Source organism: Clostridium disporicum (assembly GCF_001405015.1).
GTDB lineage: Bacteria > Bacillota > Clostridia > Clostridiales > Clostridiaceae > Clostridium > Clostridium disporicum_B.
In genome coordinates, this window is sequence record NZ_CYZX01000012.1 from 40,095 (window position 1) to 55,375 (window position 15,281).

Here is a 15,281-nt window from a genome sequence, read left to right on the forward strand (position 1 = left end):
AAGATGAAAAAATATAGAAGTCAAATAATTATGATAATACTAGTATTTGGAGCCTTTTTCATCATTAATTCACTTATTGGAGCAAATATAATAAATAGATATATCACAAGGCTAATGATACTTAGCTGTATTAATATAATTTTAGCAATTTCACTAAACCTGATTACAGGAATAACTGGACAATTAAGCTTAGGAAATGCAGCATTTATGGCAATTGGAGCATATGTTTCAGCATTTTTTTCAGTAAATTTAGGAATGCCATTTGTTGTATCACTTATAGCTGGAGCAATTACAGCAGCAGCTATGTCAATAATTGTAGGAATTCCAACATTAAAATTAAAAGGAGACTATTTTGCAATAACAACTTTAGGAGTATGTGAAATAGTAAGAGTTTTAATAACAAATATGGACATAGTAGGTGGAGCTAGAGGTTTCACTGGAATACCCAAAAAAACTACATTTACAATAGCTTATTTTGCAGTAGTTATTGTAATAGTAGTTGTAGTGAACATAGTAAAATCTACAAAAGGTAGAGCGATGCTTGCAATAAGGGAAAATGAAATTGCAGCAGAGGCTATGGGAGTTAATACAACAAAATATAAAGTAGTAGCATTCTTTATATCAGCATTAATTGCAGGTTTTGCAGGAGGATTATTTTCACATTATACAGCATTTATTCAACCAACAACCTTTAACTTCTTAAAATCTATAGAGATAGTAACCTTTGTAGTACTAGGGGGAATGGGGTCAATAACAGGTTCAGTAATAGCGGCAATAATATTGACAATACTTCCAGAAGCACTAAGAGAATTTGCAGATCTAAGAATGATATTCTACTCAATAACACTAGTTGTATTAATGATATTCAGACCACAAGGTTTACTGGGAACACTAGAAATAACAGACCTAATTGAAAAATTCAAAAATAAAAGAAAAATAAAAAAACAAAACAAAGCAACTACAATAGCAAGTAGTAAGTAATGTTTTATTAATAATTAACCTAACATGAACAAGGAGGGAATATGCTAAAGGCTAACAGACTTACAATTAAATTCGGCGGACTAGTTGCTGTTTCAGATTTTTCTATTGAAATAGGGGACAAAGAAGTCGTAGGACTGATTGGCCCTAATGGAGCAGGAAAAACTACAATATTTAATATGCTAACAGGTGTTTATACACCGACAGAAGGTACTATAAGCTATCTTGGAGAGCAAATAAATGGGCTAAAGCCATATGTTGTTACTTCAAAAAAGTTAGCAAGAACATTTCAAAATATAAGATTATTTGAAAAGATGACGGTTATGGATAACGTAAAGATATCCTATGATTATAGAGTTAAGTATGGTTATTTCGATGCTATATTTAGAACAAAAAAATTTAGAAAAATAGAAAATAAAATGGATGAAGAGGTAAGGGATATATTAGATACCTTTAATCTGCTAGATAAGGCAAATGAAAAGGCAGGTAATCTATCTTATGGGGAACAAAGAAGACTTGAAATAGCGAGAGCACTTGCAACAAATCCAAAGTTACTTCTTTTAGATGAACCTGCGGCAGGTATGAATCCACAAGAAACAATGCAATTATCTGAGTTAATTAAAAGTATAAGAGATAAATTTAATATTTCTATACTGTTGATAGAACATGATATGAAGCTTGTTATGGGGATATGTGATAGGATTTCTGTATTAGATTATGGAAAGAAGATTGCGGAAGGAGCTCCTGAAGAAATTAAGACAGATAAGCGAGTTATTGAAGCATATCTTGGTGCCTGACAGTAAAAAAATGTTTTCTCCCACTTAATATATTAGCTTAATTAATGCTCATGAATATTCTAAAATTCATGAGTGTTAATTAAGATTTATTTATAAAAATTATGGTTAATTAATTTTACATATATAATGAAGCTTTTTTAATATATATTTTAGAAGCAGTAGTTTCAAATTACTAAATTTCTATTTAGTTTGGCTAAGATGAAAGGGGGCGTAACTATTGGGAAAGGTTGTTTTGGAGATTGAGGATCTTAATCTTTATTACGGAGGGATTCATGCTTTAAAGGGGATAAGTCTAAAGGTGCGTGAGGGAGAGATTATTACTCTTATAGGAGCAAATGGTGCAGGTAAAACTTCAACTTTAAGAGCCATATCTTCATTAGAAAAGATTAAATCAGGTGAAGTATATTTTTATGGAGAAAAGATAAATGGAGTTAGTGCAAATAAATTAGTGTCAAAAGGATTAAGCCATGTTCCAGAAGGTAGAAAGATATTTGGTAACCTTACAGTTATGGAGAATCTAGAGCTTGGAGCATATTTAAGAAAAGATAAAGCTCAAGTTAAAAAAGATTACGAGATGGTTTTTGAAAAATTTCCAAGATTAAAGGAAAGAAGAAATCAAAATGCAGGTACACTTTCGGGGGGAGAGCAGCAGATGATGGCTATAGGAAGAGCTTTGATGAGTAGACCTAAAATGCTTTTATTAGATGAACCTTCAATGGGATTAGCTCCTATGGTAGTTAAAGATATATTTGATACTATTGTAGAAATAAATAAATCAGGTACTACTGTATTGCTTGTAGAGCAAAATGCTAATATGGCACTTTCGATAGCTGATAGAGCTTATGTACTTGAGACAGGAACTATAGTTATTGATGGTAAAGCAGATGTATTGCTTAAGGATGATAGGATAAGAGAAGCGTATCTTGGATAACAATATATAATAACCTATTCTGTTTAAACTTCAGGATAGGTTATTTTTATTAATGAAGATTTTAATAAAATATTACTATATAAGCGTATATTAATAGAAAATAATAATTATATTACAATTAAAAAAAATATATACTTTATTAAAAATGATATTATGAAGAAGAGCATTTAAAGTACTAAATAAAATCAGATAAAAAGTCGCAGAAAAGTGGATAAGTTGAATAATATAAGTAGATAGATGACTAAGTCTATCTTTTTTTATTTTAAATATACTCTTAAAATGGAAAATTAAGCTATGAATAGACATTGCACTAAATAAAATAAATATTATCTTAAGAAAAAACACGTATTAGAAAGAAGATTTCATAATAGAAATTTGATTTTATTTAAGTTAACATCAAAAAAATAATAGTTAAATGGAATATATAATTAAATTTATAATTTGTATGAAAAAATTTTTCGATAAAGACATTATTAGAAATATTTCAATAAATAAAACTATAAATATAAAATTTTTCTAGAATAGAAGAGATTAAGGGAGGAAAAAGACGATAAAAACCTCTCTAACTTTGTGTAAATAAATGGTAAAATATAAAATGTAAAGAAGGGGTGAGTTTGATGTTATATGATATTTCTGGAACACTGAGTAGAAAGACAAAGATAATAGTATTGATGATAATAGATATATTTATAATATTTGCATCATATTTATTTAGCTTTTTTATAACACATATTTACTATTATAATAAGTTAACTTTTAAACCAATACTAAAAATACTACCAGTAATAACTATTACATATATAGCTGTACTTTGGATACTTAATATGTATAGGAGTATATGGAGCAAAGCTGGTGTATACGAAGGTGTTAAGTCAGTAATAGCTTGTCTAATATCTGGAGCATTAATTTTAGTAGTAACGAGTGGATTTACTAATTTAATTCCAAGAGAACTTAATTTTATAGCTGGGACATTTATAGTGATATTCTGTACAACAACTAGATTTTCTATACATCTAATTAAAACTTTTACTACTTATGCAATATCATTATTAAGTAGTGGTAAAGAGAATGTGCTTATTATAGGTGCTGGGGTGTGTTCATCAATTCTTATAGATGAGATAAGAAGAGAAAAAGCAAATGAATACAATATTATAGGAATAATAGATGATAGTGTAAACAAAAAGAATACTTATTTAAATGGAATTAAGATATTAGGTAATAGAAATGATATTTTAAAAATAGTTGAAGAAAAAAATATAGATTTAATATTATTTGCTATATCAAAGATACGAAATGATGAAAAGAAAAAAATTATAGATATATGCCAATTAACTAATGCAAGGATAAAGGTTATTCCAGGAATATATGAATTATTAGACAAGGATATTTCAATGAGAGCGATGAGAGATGTTAATCTTAAGGATTTACTTGGAAGAGATGAGGTTAACTTAGATAAAGAAGGCATAAGCGAATATATAGAAGGAAAAACAATATTAGTAACTGGAGGAGGTGGGTCTATAGGGTCTGAACTTTGTAGACAAATTGCAAATTATAATCCAAAGCTTCTACTTATTCTTGATATTTATGAAAACAATGCATATGATCTTCAAAATGAATTAACTATGAAGATGCCATATTTAAATAAAAAGGTAATTATAGCATCAGTAAGAGACAAAGGTAGATTATCACAAATATTTAATAGCTATAAACCAGATATAGTATTTCATGCAGCAGCACATAAACACGTACCACTTATGGAAGATAATCCAACAGAGGCAATAAAAAATAATGTTATAGGTACGTTAAATGTAGCAAAGTGTGCAAGCAAATATAATGCTAAAAAGTTTGTATTAATATCAACAGATAAAGCGGTAAATCCAACAAATGTTATGGGAGCAACAAAAAGATTATGTGAAATGATAATACAAGCTATAGATAAAGAAAGTAAAACAGAATACGTAGCAGTTAGATTTGGTAACGTATTAGGAAGTAATGGTTCGGTAATTCCATTGTTTCAAAGGCAAATTAAAGAGGGTGGACCAGTTACATTAACACATATGAATATTACAAGATATTTCATGCTTATACCAGAGGCAACTCAGCTAGTTATGCAAGCTGGAGCATATGCTAAAGGCGGAGAAATATTCGTTCTGGATATGGGGGAACCAGTAAGAATATATGATTTAGCTAAAAATCTAATAAGATTATCAGGATTAAAGCTGAATAAAGATATAGAAATAAAGGTAACAGGTTTAAGACCAGGAGAAAAACTTTATGAAGAATTACTGATGAATAATGATAACCTAAAAAAAACATCACATAAAAAGATTTTTATAGATAAACCAGAAAAATTTGATTTAAAGGAATTAGTTTCTAAGATAGATGAATTGGTATTTGTAGCAAAAACTGAAGATAGGGAAAAATTAGTCTCTACTTTAAAAGAAATTGTACCAACATATACATCAGCAGAACATTACAATAAAAATAATAATGCTAATAAAGAGGTTGCTTTAGATTATCAGTAGGGGGTAATGGGTGTGGAATTAATAAAGGAAAAAGCTAAACCAAAAATTAATAAAAGAATATTTTTATCATCACCACATATTGGCAAATACGAAAAGAAATTTATAGATGAAGCATTTTTAACTAATTGGATAGCACCATTAGGAGCTAATGTTGAAGGATTTGAAAAAGAGCTTTCAGAGTATGTGGGAATAAGGGGAGGATTAGCGTTATCATCAGGAACAGCAGCACTTCATATGGCTGTAAAGTTATTAGGAGTTACAAAAGGAGATATTGTATTTTGTTCAAGCTTAACATTTGTGGCGAGTTGCAATCCAATAATGTATGAAGGAGCAGAGCCAGTGTTTATAGATTCAGAACCAGAAAGTTTAAATATGTCTCCTGTAGCATTAGAGAATGCATTTAAATATTATGAGGAGTTAGGTAAATTACCAAAAGCTGTTATAGTAGTTCATCTTTATGGACAAAGTGCTGATATGGATCCAATAATGGAGATTTGTAATAGATATAATGTACCAGTTATTGAGGATGCAGCAGAAAGCTTGGGAGCAACATATAAAGGTACTCAAACGGGGACAATTGGTAAATATGGAATATACTCATTTAATGGAAATAAGATAATTACTACTTCTGGTGGAGGAATGCTTGTATCAGATGATACTGATGGACTACTTAAGGCAAAGTTTTGGTCAACTCAAGCAAGAGATAAAGCAAGACATTATCAACATAGTGAGCTTGGATACAATTATAGAATGAGCAATGTTGTAGCAGGAATAGGAAGGGGACAACTAAGAGTTTTAGAAGATAGAATAAAGAAGAAAAAAGAAATATATGAGCTTTATAAATATGGTTTTAGTGAAATAGAAGAGATAAAAATGGCACCGATAAGAGATTATGGAGATTCAAATTACTGGTTAAGCGTTGTTATCTTAGATGAAACTTCAAAGATAAAGCCAATTGACATAATCTTAGCTTTAGAGGAAGAAAATATAGAATCAAGACCAGTTTGGAAGCCAATTCATCTTCAGCCTTATTATGAAGAATACAGATTTTTTAAGCATAATGAAGATTTAGAAATAAGTGTTGCTGAAGATGTATTTAATAGAGGAATATGTTTGCCTTCAGATACAAAAATGACTATAGAAGAACAAGAATACGTAATAGAAATTATAAAAAATTTATTTAGAGAGATATAAGTTATGTTAATTAAAAGAGTATTTGATATTTTAGTCTCAATTTTGTTATTATTTTTTTTATGGCCTTTGATGTTAATTATTTACTTATCAGTAAGAATTAGCTTAGGAAGTCCTGCATTCTTTCTTCAAGAAAGAGTAGGAAAAGATAATAAAGTATTTAAGATAATTAAATTTAGGACTATGAAGGATGCAAAAGATAAGTATGGAAATGACTTGCCAGATTTTGAAAGAGCGACAAGGTTAGGTATATTTTTAAGAGCTACAAGCTTAGATGAACTTCCAGAATTAATAAATGTTATAAAGGGAGAAATGAGTTTAGTAGGACCAAGGCCTCTTTTAAAACAATATTTAGGTGTATATAATGAAGAACAAATAAGAAGACATGAAGTATTACCAGGGGTTACAGGATGGGCTCAAATTAATGGAAGAAACTCATTAACTTGGAATGAAAAGTTTGAGCTTGATGTTTGGTATGTAGATAATAGAACATTTTTATTAGATTTAAAGATACTTTTTCTAACAGTATATAAGGTTTTAAAGAGAGATGGGATAAACCAAGGAGAAGGAGTAACGATGGAATATTTTAATGGAAGGAATTAGTTTAATTCGCAAGTAAAATATTTTTATTGCGGAAAAGATTAAAAGTATCTGTAGCAGATAAAAAGTTAACTTCATAGAGGTGAAGGATTTTATAACGCAAAGAGAAAGAATGGAATAGCTGTGTGGGGGAAAGGGTAATAACTTAACTTTATAAGGTTAATAGGGGAGTAAGTGAGATACTAAGGTTAGGGAGTGATATAAAGTGGACGATAAGTTGTTTGACTTTGAGGAAATATTTTATTTATTTAAGAAAAAGTTTTGGATTATTATTTTGATAACTATAATTACAACAAGTTTTGGAATATATAAGGTGTCTAAATATCAACCATCTTATAGTGCAAGAGCTAAGATTTTTATTGGCAAAAGTACTGAACTTATGAATTTTTACTCTCAACAGGAATTAGAGTATTATTCACAATTTGTGGACTTATTTAGTGAAGTAGCAAAGATTGATGGATTTTTAGATGAGGCATTTGAAAAAAACAATATAGATGTACCATCATCATCTATTGCTTCAAGATTAAGTTTTTCATCAAATTCTTCAAATGTACCTATTTATACAATTTCTTATTCAAGCTATACAGATAAAGACATGGCAAAAATATTAAATGTAGTTTGTGACGAAATGATAAAAAAGGTAAAAGAAATGATGCCTGAAACAGTTCCTTCTGTTCTTAGCAAGGCTACTGTATCAACTATATATCCTGATAAACGTAAATTACCAATAATGGCTTTTGGGGTAGGAATAGTACTATCAATAGGGTTAATTTTAGTAATAGATTATTTAGATGATAGATTAATATCTAAAAAACAGTTAGAGAAGGCATTACCTATACCAGTTATAGGAGAAATACCAACTCATGAAAAAACTTTTATTAAGGAGGATAAACATGTTAGTAGTAAACAAGCTGCCAAGGTCGCTGTCAGCAGAAGCATATAAAGCTTTAAGAACTAATATTAAGTATGCGTCTGTAGATAAAAAATTACAGACAATAGTAGTAACAAGTTCTCAACCAGGTGAAGGTAAATCAACAGTAGCAGGAAATTTAGCATATACATTAAGTAAAGATGGAGCAAGAGTGTTACTTATGGATTGTGATTTAAGAAAACCAACACTTCATAAAAAGTTAGATTTAATTAATGAAAAAGGAGTAACAGATTTTTTGGTTCATAAGTGTGATATTAAGCTTTCCATACATGAAGTTGAAGATAACCTTTTTGTAATGCCTTCAGGCTCAAGAGTTCCAAATCCATCGGAAATATTAGGTTCTAGAGCTATGGAAGAGTTCTTAAATGATTTAAAGAGAGCTTATGATTATATAATACTTGATACACCTCCAGTTATACCTGTAACTGATGGGTTAATATTGGCAGGGAAAGCAGATGGAACAATATTAGTAGCAAGATCAAGAAAAACTCAAGAAAGAATATTAAAACAGAGCTATAGAGATCTTACAAATATTGGAGCTAATATTATAGGTTCAGTTTTAACTGATTTAGAAAATACAAGATATGATAAATATCATGAATATTATGGAACAGGAAGAATGGGATTTAGAAATAGAAAGAGAAAATAATGGGGAATTTTATGAATATAAATATTTTAATTTTAAGTGCAGGTAGAAGGGTAGAATTAGTAAAGTGTTTTAAAGATGCAGCAAATAGTTTGAAAATTAATAGTAATATAATAACAGCAGATATATCAAAAACAGCTCCAGCTATATATTTTGGAGATAAAAATTATATAATTCCTAGAATAGGGGAAGAAAATTACATAGATTCAATTATAGATATATGTAAAGAAGAAGAAATAAAATTAATAGTTCCAACGATAGATACAGAACTATCAATATTATCACAAAATAAAGAGTTAATAGAAGAAATTACAGAAGCTAAAGTCTTAATATCAAGTAGAGAAGTAATTAATATATGTAGAAATAAGATTAATACATCAATGTTTTTTGAAAAAAATGGGTTCGGGATTCCAAGACTTATTAATGATTATAATTTAAGTGCTGGTAATTATAAATTTCCTTTATTTATAAAGCCACTTGATGGAAGCTCAAGTATAAATACTTTTAAGATAAATAATAGATTACAATTAGATTTCTTTATTAAATATGTTAAAAATCCTATAATTCAAGAGTTTATAGAAGGAAAAGAATATACGATAGATGCTTTCATAGATTTTGATGGAAATCCAATAACTATAGTTCCAAGAGAAAGAATAGCTACTAGAAGTGGTGAGATATCTAAAGGAAAGATAGTTAAAGATAGAGATTTAATTGAGGAAATTAAAGAGGTAATAAGTGTATTAAAGCCAATTGGGCATATAACTTTTCAATGTATGAAAACTAGAGAGGGAATTAAGTTTATAGAGATAAATCCAAGGTTTGGAGGGGGAGCACCAATGACTATAAAGGCTGGAGCAAATTCACCAATGAATTTATATAAGCTTTTAATGGGAGAAAAATTAACTTATAACGAAGATTATGAAGATAATATGATTGCTTTAAGGTTTGATGATTCTATATTTATAAATAGTGAAGGACAATTAGTTTAAATGGTTAAAGCTGTAGTATTTGATTTAGATGATACTCTTATTTCAGAAAGACAGTATATAGAAAGTGGTTTTAAAGTAGTAAGTAAGTTTATAGGTGATAAGTATAACTTAGATAACGATATAGTATTTGAATGTATGAATATGCTTTTTGAAGAATCGTCAAAGGAAGTATTTAATAGAGTACTTGATAGTTTTAAGATTAAATATTCTAAAGAAGAATTATTATATCTTATTAAAGTATACAGAGAGCATACTCCGGAAATAGAGTTTTTTGATGATGTTATTCCTACATTAGAAATGTTAAGAGAAAAAGGAATGAAGCTAGGAATAATAACTGATGGTTATAAAGAAACTCAAAGTAGAAAGATAGAAGTATTAAAATGTAAGGAATTATTTGATGAAATAATAATTACAGATGAATTTGGACGAGAATTTTGGAAGCCACATGAAAAATCATATAAGTCAATTGCAGAAAGATTAGGAGTTAAGTTAAATGAGATGATTTATGTTGGAGATAATGTTGCTAAGGATTTTGTAACTGCAAATGAATTAGGAATAGCAACTATAAATGTAAATAGAAAGTCAGGAATGTATAAAATAAATAGAGTAGATAGAAAATTTTTAGCGAAGTATAAGTTAAATAACATATCAGATATATTTGATATGTTATTTAATACAATCTAATACTGAAAGGTTTTTAATATGAAAAAAATATTATATGTTACAACGGTAAGTAGTACAATAAATGTTTTTTTAGTACCTCATATAAAAATGTTAATAGATAAAGGAAATAGAGTTGATATAGCATGTAATTTAGACCAGGAAGTAAGTAAAGAATTATTAGACTATGGTGTTAAATTACATAAAATAGACTTTTCAAGAAATCCAATAAGTACAAATAATATAAAAGCATATAAACAAATATTAGAATTTCAAAAATTAGAAAAATATGATGTAGTTAATGTTCATACGCCAATTGCATCATTTGTCACTAGATTAGCTTTAAGAGATGAAAATGTAAGAATTATCTATACATGTCATGGATTCCATTTTTATAAAGGAGCTCCTTTGCTAAATTGGATTTTGTATTATCCAATGGAGAGAGTAGCATCTAGATGGACAGATACAATAGTTACTATAAACACAGAAGATAAAGAGAGAGCAGAAAAGTTTAAATTAAGAAATGATGGACAAGTAGAGCTTATGCATGGAGTTGGAATAGATCCTAAAGAATATGAGTTAATTGAATTTGATAAAGAAAGATATAGAAAAGAATTAGGATTAAAGCATGATGATTTTGTAATATTAATGATTGCAGAATTAAATAAAAACAAAAATCATATGCAACTTATTAATGCTATGTCATTACTTAAATATAAATATCCTAAAATTAAGGTATTATGTGCAGGTAAAGGGCCTCTTAAAGAAAAATTAGAAAATAAGATTAAAGATTTAGGTTTAGATAAAAATATAGAGTTTTTAGGATTTAGATCAGATATAAAGAAGCTCTTAAATATTTCGGACTGCATAACTTTATTTTCACTTAGAGAAGGATTAGGTAAATGTCTACTTGAGGGGATGATTGCTGGAAAGCCGTTGATAGCTACGGATACAAGAGGGCCAAGAGAACTTATAGAAAATAATAAAAATGGATATTTAGTTCAAGTTCGAGATTATAAAAAAACTGCTGAATATATTGAAAATATTTATTTAGATGAAATAAAGAGAAAAAATTTTTCAAAGAATTCATTAGATAAAATTAACCAATATTGTTTGGAAAATGTGTTAAGAGAAGTAGAAGAATATTGTTAATCAGGAGATGTACGTATGATGGTAAATAATCAAAAAGTATCAATAATAATGGGAATATATAATTGTGAAGATACATTAGCTGAAAGTATAGAGTCAGTAGTAAATCAGACATATGATAATTGGGAGTTAATAATGTGTGATGATTGTTCGAGAGATAAAACATACGATATAGCACAGAAGTATCAGGAAATGTATCCTAATAAAATTAAAGTAATTAAGAATGAAAGAAATATAACACTTGGGCCTACCTTAAATAAATGTTTAAAATATGCTTCAGGAGAATATGTAGCTAGGCATGATGGTGATGATTTATATAAAAAAGATAAATTAGAAAAACAAGTAAAGTTTTTAAATCAAAATAGACAGTATGATTTAGTTGGAACTGGAATGAATGTTTTCGATGAAAATGGATTTTATGGGACAAGAATTCCAAAAGAAAAACCAGTGTCTAAGGATTTAATGAAAGGAAGTACATTTGCACATGCAACTATTATGGCAAGAGATTATGTATATATAGAGTTAAATGGGTATAGCGAGAAAAATAATAGAAGAGGAGTAGAAGATTACGATCTTTGGTTCAGATTTTTCAAGAAAGGTTATATAGGATATAACTTACAAGAGGCTTTATATGACGTAAGAGAAGATAGAGGAGCATATAAGAGAAAAAATATAAAACGAAGATTTAACGAAATAAAAACTATGTTAAGTGGAAGGGCATTATTAGGATTAGATTTAAAATATTCAGTATATATTATTAAGCCCATTATAACTATAATAACTCCAAAGCTTTTATTAAGGATGTATGCAGAGAGGAAAATGAATAAGGTTAGTAAATAAAATACAAAGGGTGAGAATATGACGGTATATCTAGTTAATTTAGTTATCGTAACAATATTTAGTTTGCTGGCTGATATTGTAGTAAAAGATAAATACCATTATGGGAAAAGAAAATATAATTTATTATTTTTATTTATAGCACTTTTATCTTTAATACTTGTTTCAGGATTAAGATACAAAGTAGGAACAGACTTTGCACAATATAGCGAAATATATTCTGTATTCGGAAATCAACCTATTAGTTGGGGAGAGCAAGAGTTTGGATTTGATGCTTTAAATAAAATTTTATATAGAATAAATAAAAATCCACAATTCTTCTTTTTAATAACGTCAATTTTAATTAACTTAGGAATTGTAATTTTTGTAAGAGAATATTCAATAAATTTACCACTATCTATGTATTTTTATATAACTAACTATACATATTATGTAACTATGAATGGTGTTAGACAATATATTGCAGCTGTAATATTAGCGTTAGGATTTAAATTTGTATTAAACAAAGACTTTAAGAGATACGTAATAGTTATTTTGATAGCATCTACTTTTCATGCATCTGCTTTTATTATGATACCAGTATATTTCTTAGCTATTACTGATATAAAATCTATATGGAATAAGGGATTTTCATGCCTTATTGGATTTGCATTTGTATTTTATCAGCCTTTTGTAAATATTATGTTTAAATTTCTAGAAAACTCCTCCTATGCCCATTATCAAAGTGAATTATCTAATTTAGATGATGGAGCTAATATATTAAGAGTTATTGTATGGGCATTACCAATAGTATTATTTGCATTAAGAAAAAAAAGGGCAGAAGAAATGTTTGGTGAAAAATCTAGCATAATATTTAATTTTTGTTTTTATGGGATGTGTTTTATGGCATTAGCATATAGACATAAGTATTTTGCAAGATTAACTATGTATTTTGATATATATTATTTATTGTTATTTCCTATGATTATTAAGTTATTTAATAAAAAGGAAAATAGAATTATAGCATATGGAATGGTAGTTGGATATTTCTTATACTCGACATTCTTATTATTGTCTGGTGATGCATGGATTTATCCATATAAATATAATTTAAATATATTTTAAAATGGGGAGAAAGTGATGAATAAGATACCTAAAATAATACATTATTGCTGGTTTGGAAGAGGAGAAAAACCTGACATAGTTAGAAGGTGTATAGATAGTTGGAAAAAGAATTTAATAGGATACCAGATAAAAGAATGGAATGAAGACTCATTCGATATAAATACTAATGATTTTGTTAGACAAGCTTATGAAAATAAAAAATATGCTTTTGTAAGTGATTATGTAAGGGTATTTGCTCTTTATAATTATGGTGGAATATATTTAGATACTGATGTAGAGGTTATACAGAATTTTGATAAGTATTTAGATAATGAAAGTTTTTGGGGATTTGAAGTTGGAAATTATGTAGCTACAAGCACAATAGGAGCAACTAAAGGAAATAAATTAATAAAAAAATTTTTAGATTCTTATGAAGGAAAGACATTCTTAAATGAAGATGGAAGTTTTAATGTAACTACTAATGTAAAGATTGTAAGTAAGATATTTGAAGACTTAGGAATTAAGCTAAATGGAGAATATCAAAGAATAGAAGGTATAGGAGCAATTTATCCATTAGAGATATTCTCGCCTTATGATTATAGATATTATGAAGATTTAAGAAATAATGATACAGTATGTATTCATCATTATTATAAAAGCTGGTTACCTATATCAGAAAAGATAAAGCAATACTTAAAAAAGAACATTATAAAGATATTTGGTAGTAAGATATTGAAGAAAAAGGAGAGGCTTATATGAAGAAGAGAGTAATTATAGTTGCAGATAGCCTTGAAATAGGAGGTATAGAAAGAAGTTTAATAAGCATGATGGATAATTTTGATTATGATAATTATCAAGTAGATTTAATGCTTTATCAAAAATCAGGAGAGTTATTAGAAAACTTAGATAAGAGAGTAAATTTATTAGAATCTCAAAATAGATGTAAAACTTTTGGAATACCGGTTAAAGAGCTTATTAAAAAAGGAAACTTATTAATGGCGTCTGGAAGAATAATAGCAAATATATTAGCTAAGTGTATTTCTAAAATCAGAAATATAGAGGATATAGGTTATTACCAAACTCAATTAATGTACAAGTTCACTCATTTTTTATTAAAAAGAGAAAAACAGAATTATGATATAGCAATAGGATATGTATGGCCACATGATTATATACTAAAAAAAGTTAATTCAAAAGTGAAAATTGGCTGGATACATACAGATTATTCAACTATAGACATAAATAGAAAAATAGATGAAAAAATGTGGAGCAAACTAGATTATATTATATCTATATCAGATGAATGCACAAGAGCATTTGAAAAAATTTATCCGAACTTAAAAGAAAAAATAATTTTAGTAGAGAATATTACTTCACCTCAATTTATCAATAATAAATCTAAAGAAAAATTAGAGTTAAATATTAATGATAAATATTTTAATATAATATCTGTAGGAAGAATATGTTATCAAAAAGGTTTTGATATAGCTGTACAGGTATTAGCAGAGGTACATTCTAGGGGATATAAGAATATTAGATGGAATATTATTGGATTTGGTCCGGATGAAGAAAAAATTAGAGAATTAATTAAGAAATACAATGTTGAGGATAGCTTCATTTTACATGGTAAAAAAGTTAATCCTTATCCGTATATAGCAAAATGCGATTTATATGTACAACCTTCAAGATATGAAGGTAAGGCAGTAACTATTAATGAAGCAAAAATTTTAGGGAAAGCCATAATAATAACAAATTATTCAACAGCAAGTAGTCAGATAGAAAATATGGTTGATGGAATTATAACAGAATTAGATATAGATAAAATTACAGATAGCATTATTAATTTATATAAAGATAAAGAATTAAGAATAAGTTTAGAAAAAAATTGTAGGAATAAATCATATGAAAATAGTAAAGAATTACTAAAATTGTATAAGGTAATGAATATTTAGATGGGAGAAATT

At 27.8% G+C, this 15,281-nt stretch carries 15 protein-coding genes; all 15 read left to right on the plus strand.

What is annotated here, in order from left to right; all coding sequences use genetic code 11:
- The first annotated feature begins 3 nt into the window (after positions 1-3).
- Entirely contained in the window at positions 4-981 is a 978-nt protein-coding gene (locus tag ARA56_RS09455; protein ID WP_055266070.1) for a branched-chain amino acid ABC transporter permease, read from the plus strand.
- Between the two features lie 41 nt (positions 982-1,022).
- Positions 1,023-1,775 (plus strand): ABC transporter ATP-binding protein, encoded by a 753-nt coding sequence (locus ARA56_RS09460; protein WP_055266072.1) that lies wholly within the window; start codon positions 1,023-1,025, stop codon positions 1,773-1,775.
- 217 nt (positions 1,776-1,992) lie between these two features.
- Positions 1,993-2,706 (plus strand): ABC transporter ATP-binding protein, encoded by a 714-nt coding sequence (locus ARA56_RS09465; RefSeq protein ID WP_055266074.1) that lies wholly within the window; start codon positions 1,993-1,995, stop codon positions 2,704-2,706.
- 617 nt (positions 2,707-3,323) lie between these two features.
- Complete coding sequence (locus tag ARA56_RS09470; protein ID WP_055266076.1) at positions 3,324-5,231, plus strand: polysaccharide biosynthesis protein; 1,908 nt, start codon at positions 3,324-3,326, stop codon at positions 5,229-5,231.
- Positions 5,232-5,243: 12 nt separating this feature from the next.
- Positions 5,244-6,425: a DegT/DnrJ/EryC1/StrS family aminotransferase gene (locus ARA56_RS09475; RefSeq protein WP_278336515.1), complete on the plus strand. Its 1,182-nt coding sequence runs from the start codon at positions 5,244-5,246 to the stop codon at positions 6,423-6,425.
- 3 nt (positions 6,426-6,428) lie between these two features.
- Entirely contained in the window at positions 6,429-7,025 is a 597-nt protein-coding gene (locus tag ARA56_RS09480) for a sugar transferase (protein ID WP_055266080.1), read from the plus strand.
- A 202-nt stretch (positions 7,026-7,227) separates the two neighbouring features.
- Complete coding sequence (locus ARA56_RS09485; protein ID WP_055266082.1) at positions 7,228-7,965, plus strand: YveK family protein; 738 nt, start codon at positions 7,228-7,230, stop codon at positions 7,963-7,965.
- The gene (locus tag ARA56_RS09490) at positions 7,916-8,602 is read left to right on the plus strand and encodes a CpsD/CapB family tyrosine-protein kinase (RefSeq protein WP_055266084.1); all 687 of its coding nucleotides are present in this window, start codon (positions 7,916-7,918) and stop codon (positions 8,600-8,602) included. The genes ARA56_RS09485 and ARA56_RS09490 overlap by 50 nt, the downstream gene beginning before the upstream one ends.
- An 11-nt stretch (positions 8,603-8,613) precedes the next feature.
- Positions 8,614-9,588 (plus strand): ATP-grasp domain-containing protein, encoded by a 975-nt coding sequence (locus ARA56_RS09495; RefSeq protein WP_055266191.1) that lies wholly within the window; start codon positions 8,614-8,616, stop codon positions 9,586-9,588.
- A complete protein-coding gene (locus ARA56_RS09500) occupies positions 9,589-10,272 on the plus strand; it encodes an HAD family hydrolase (protein ID WP_055266086.1) in 684 nt (227 codons plus the stop codon).
- 18 nt (positions 10,273-10,290) lie between these two features.
- Positions 10,291-11,400 (plus strand): glycosyltransferase family 4 protein, encoded by a 1,110-nt coding sequence (locus tag ARA56_RS09505; protein ID WP_070205682.1) that lies wholly within the window; start codon positions 10,291-10,293, stop codon positions 11,398-11,400.
- A 15-nt stretch (positions 11,401-11,415) separates the two neighbouring features.
- The gene (locus ARA56_RS09510; RefSeq protein WP_055266088.1) at positions 11,416-12,237 is read left to right on the plus strand and encodes a glycosyltransferase family 2 protein; all 822 of its coding nucleotides are present in this window, start codon (positions 11,416-11,418) and stop codon (positions 12,235-12,237) included.
- A gap of 18 nt (positions 12,238-12,255) precedes the next feature.
- Positions 12,256-13,338 carry an EpsG family protein gene (locus ARA56_RS09515; RefSeq protein ID WP_055266090.1) on the plus strand — a complete coding sequence of 361 codons (1,083 nt, stop codon included), beginning with the start codon at positions 12,256-12,258 and terminating at the stop codon, positions 13,336-13,338.
- Between the two features lie 15 nt (positions 13,339-13,353).
- Complete coding sequence (locus ARA56_RS09520) at positions 13,354-14,076, plus strand: glycosyltransferase family 32 protein (protein ID WP_055266092.1); 723 nt, start codon at positions 13,354-13,356, stop codon at positions 14,074-14,076.
- The gene (locus ARA56_RS09525; protein WP_055266094.1) at positions 14,073-15,269 is read left to right on the plus strand and encodes a glycosyltransferase; all 1,197 of its coding nucleotides are present in this window, start codon (positions 14,073-14,075) and stop codon (positions 15,267-15,269) included. Before ARA56_RS09520 ends, ARA56_RS09525 begins: the two co-directional genes overlap by 4 nt.
- The last annotated feature ends 12 nt before the right edge of the window (positions 15,270-15,281 follow it).

Bases quoted from the DNA above. Each gene is read 5' to 3' on its own strand.
- ARA56_RS09505 (WP_070205682.1), top strand. From the start codon at position 10,291: ATGAAAAAAATATTATATGTTACAACGGTAAGTAGTACAATAAATGTT.
- ARA56_RS09515 (WP_055266090.1), top strand. From the start codon at position 12,256: ATGACGGTATATCTAGTTAATTTAGTTATCGTAACAATATTTAGTTTG.
- ARA56_RS09525 (WP_055266094.1), top strand. From the start codon at position 14,073: ATGAAGAAGAGAGTAATTATAGTTGCAGATAGCCTTGAAATAGGAGGT.
- ARA56_RS09490 (WP_055266084.1), top strand. From the start codon at position 7,916: ATGTTAGTAGTAAACAAGCTGCCAAGGTCGCTGTCAGCAGAAGCATAT.
- ARA56_RS09480 (WP_055266080.1), top strand. From the start codon at position 6,429: ATGTTAATTAAAAGAGTATTTGATATTTTAGTCTCAATTTTGTTATTA.
- ARA56_RS09460 (WP_055266072.1), top strand. From the start codon at position 1,023: ATGCTAAAGGCTAACAGACTTACAATTAAATTCGGCGGACTAGTTGCT.
- ARA56_RS09495 (WP_055266191.1), top strand. From the start codon at position 8,614: ATGAATATAAATATTTTAATTTTAAGTGCAGGTAGAAGGGTAGAATTA.
- ARA56_RS09455 (WP_055266070.1), top strand. From the start codon at position 4: ATGAAAAAATATAGAAGTCAAATAATTATGATAATACTAGTATTTGGA.
- ARA56_RS09510 (WP_055266088.1), top strand. From the start codon at position 11,416: ATGATGGTAAATAATCAAAAAGTATCAATAATAATGGGAATATATAAT.
- ARA56_RS09500 (WP_055266086.1), top strand. From the start codon at position 9,589: ATGGTTAAAGCTGTAGTATTTGATTTAGATGATACTCTTATTTCAGAA.
- ARA56_RS09520 (WP_055266092.1), top strand. From the start codon at position 13,354: ATGAATAAGATACCTAAAATAATACATTATTGCTGGTTTGGAAGAGGA.
- ARA56_RS09470 (WP_055266076.1), top strand. From the start codon at position 3,324: ATGTTATATGATATTTCTGGAACACTGAGTAGAAAGACAAAGATAATA.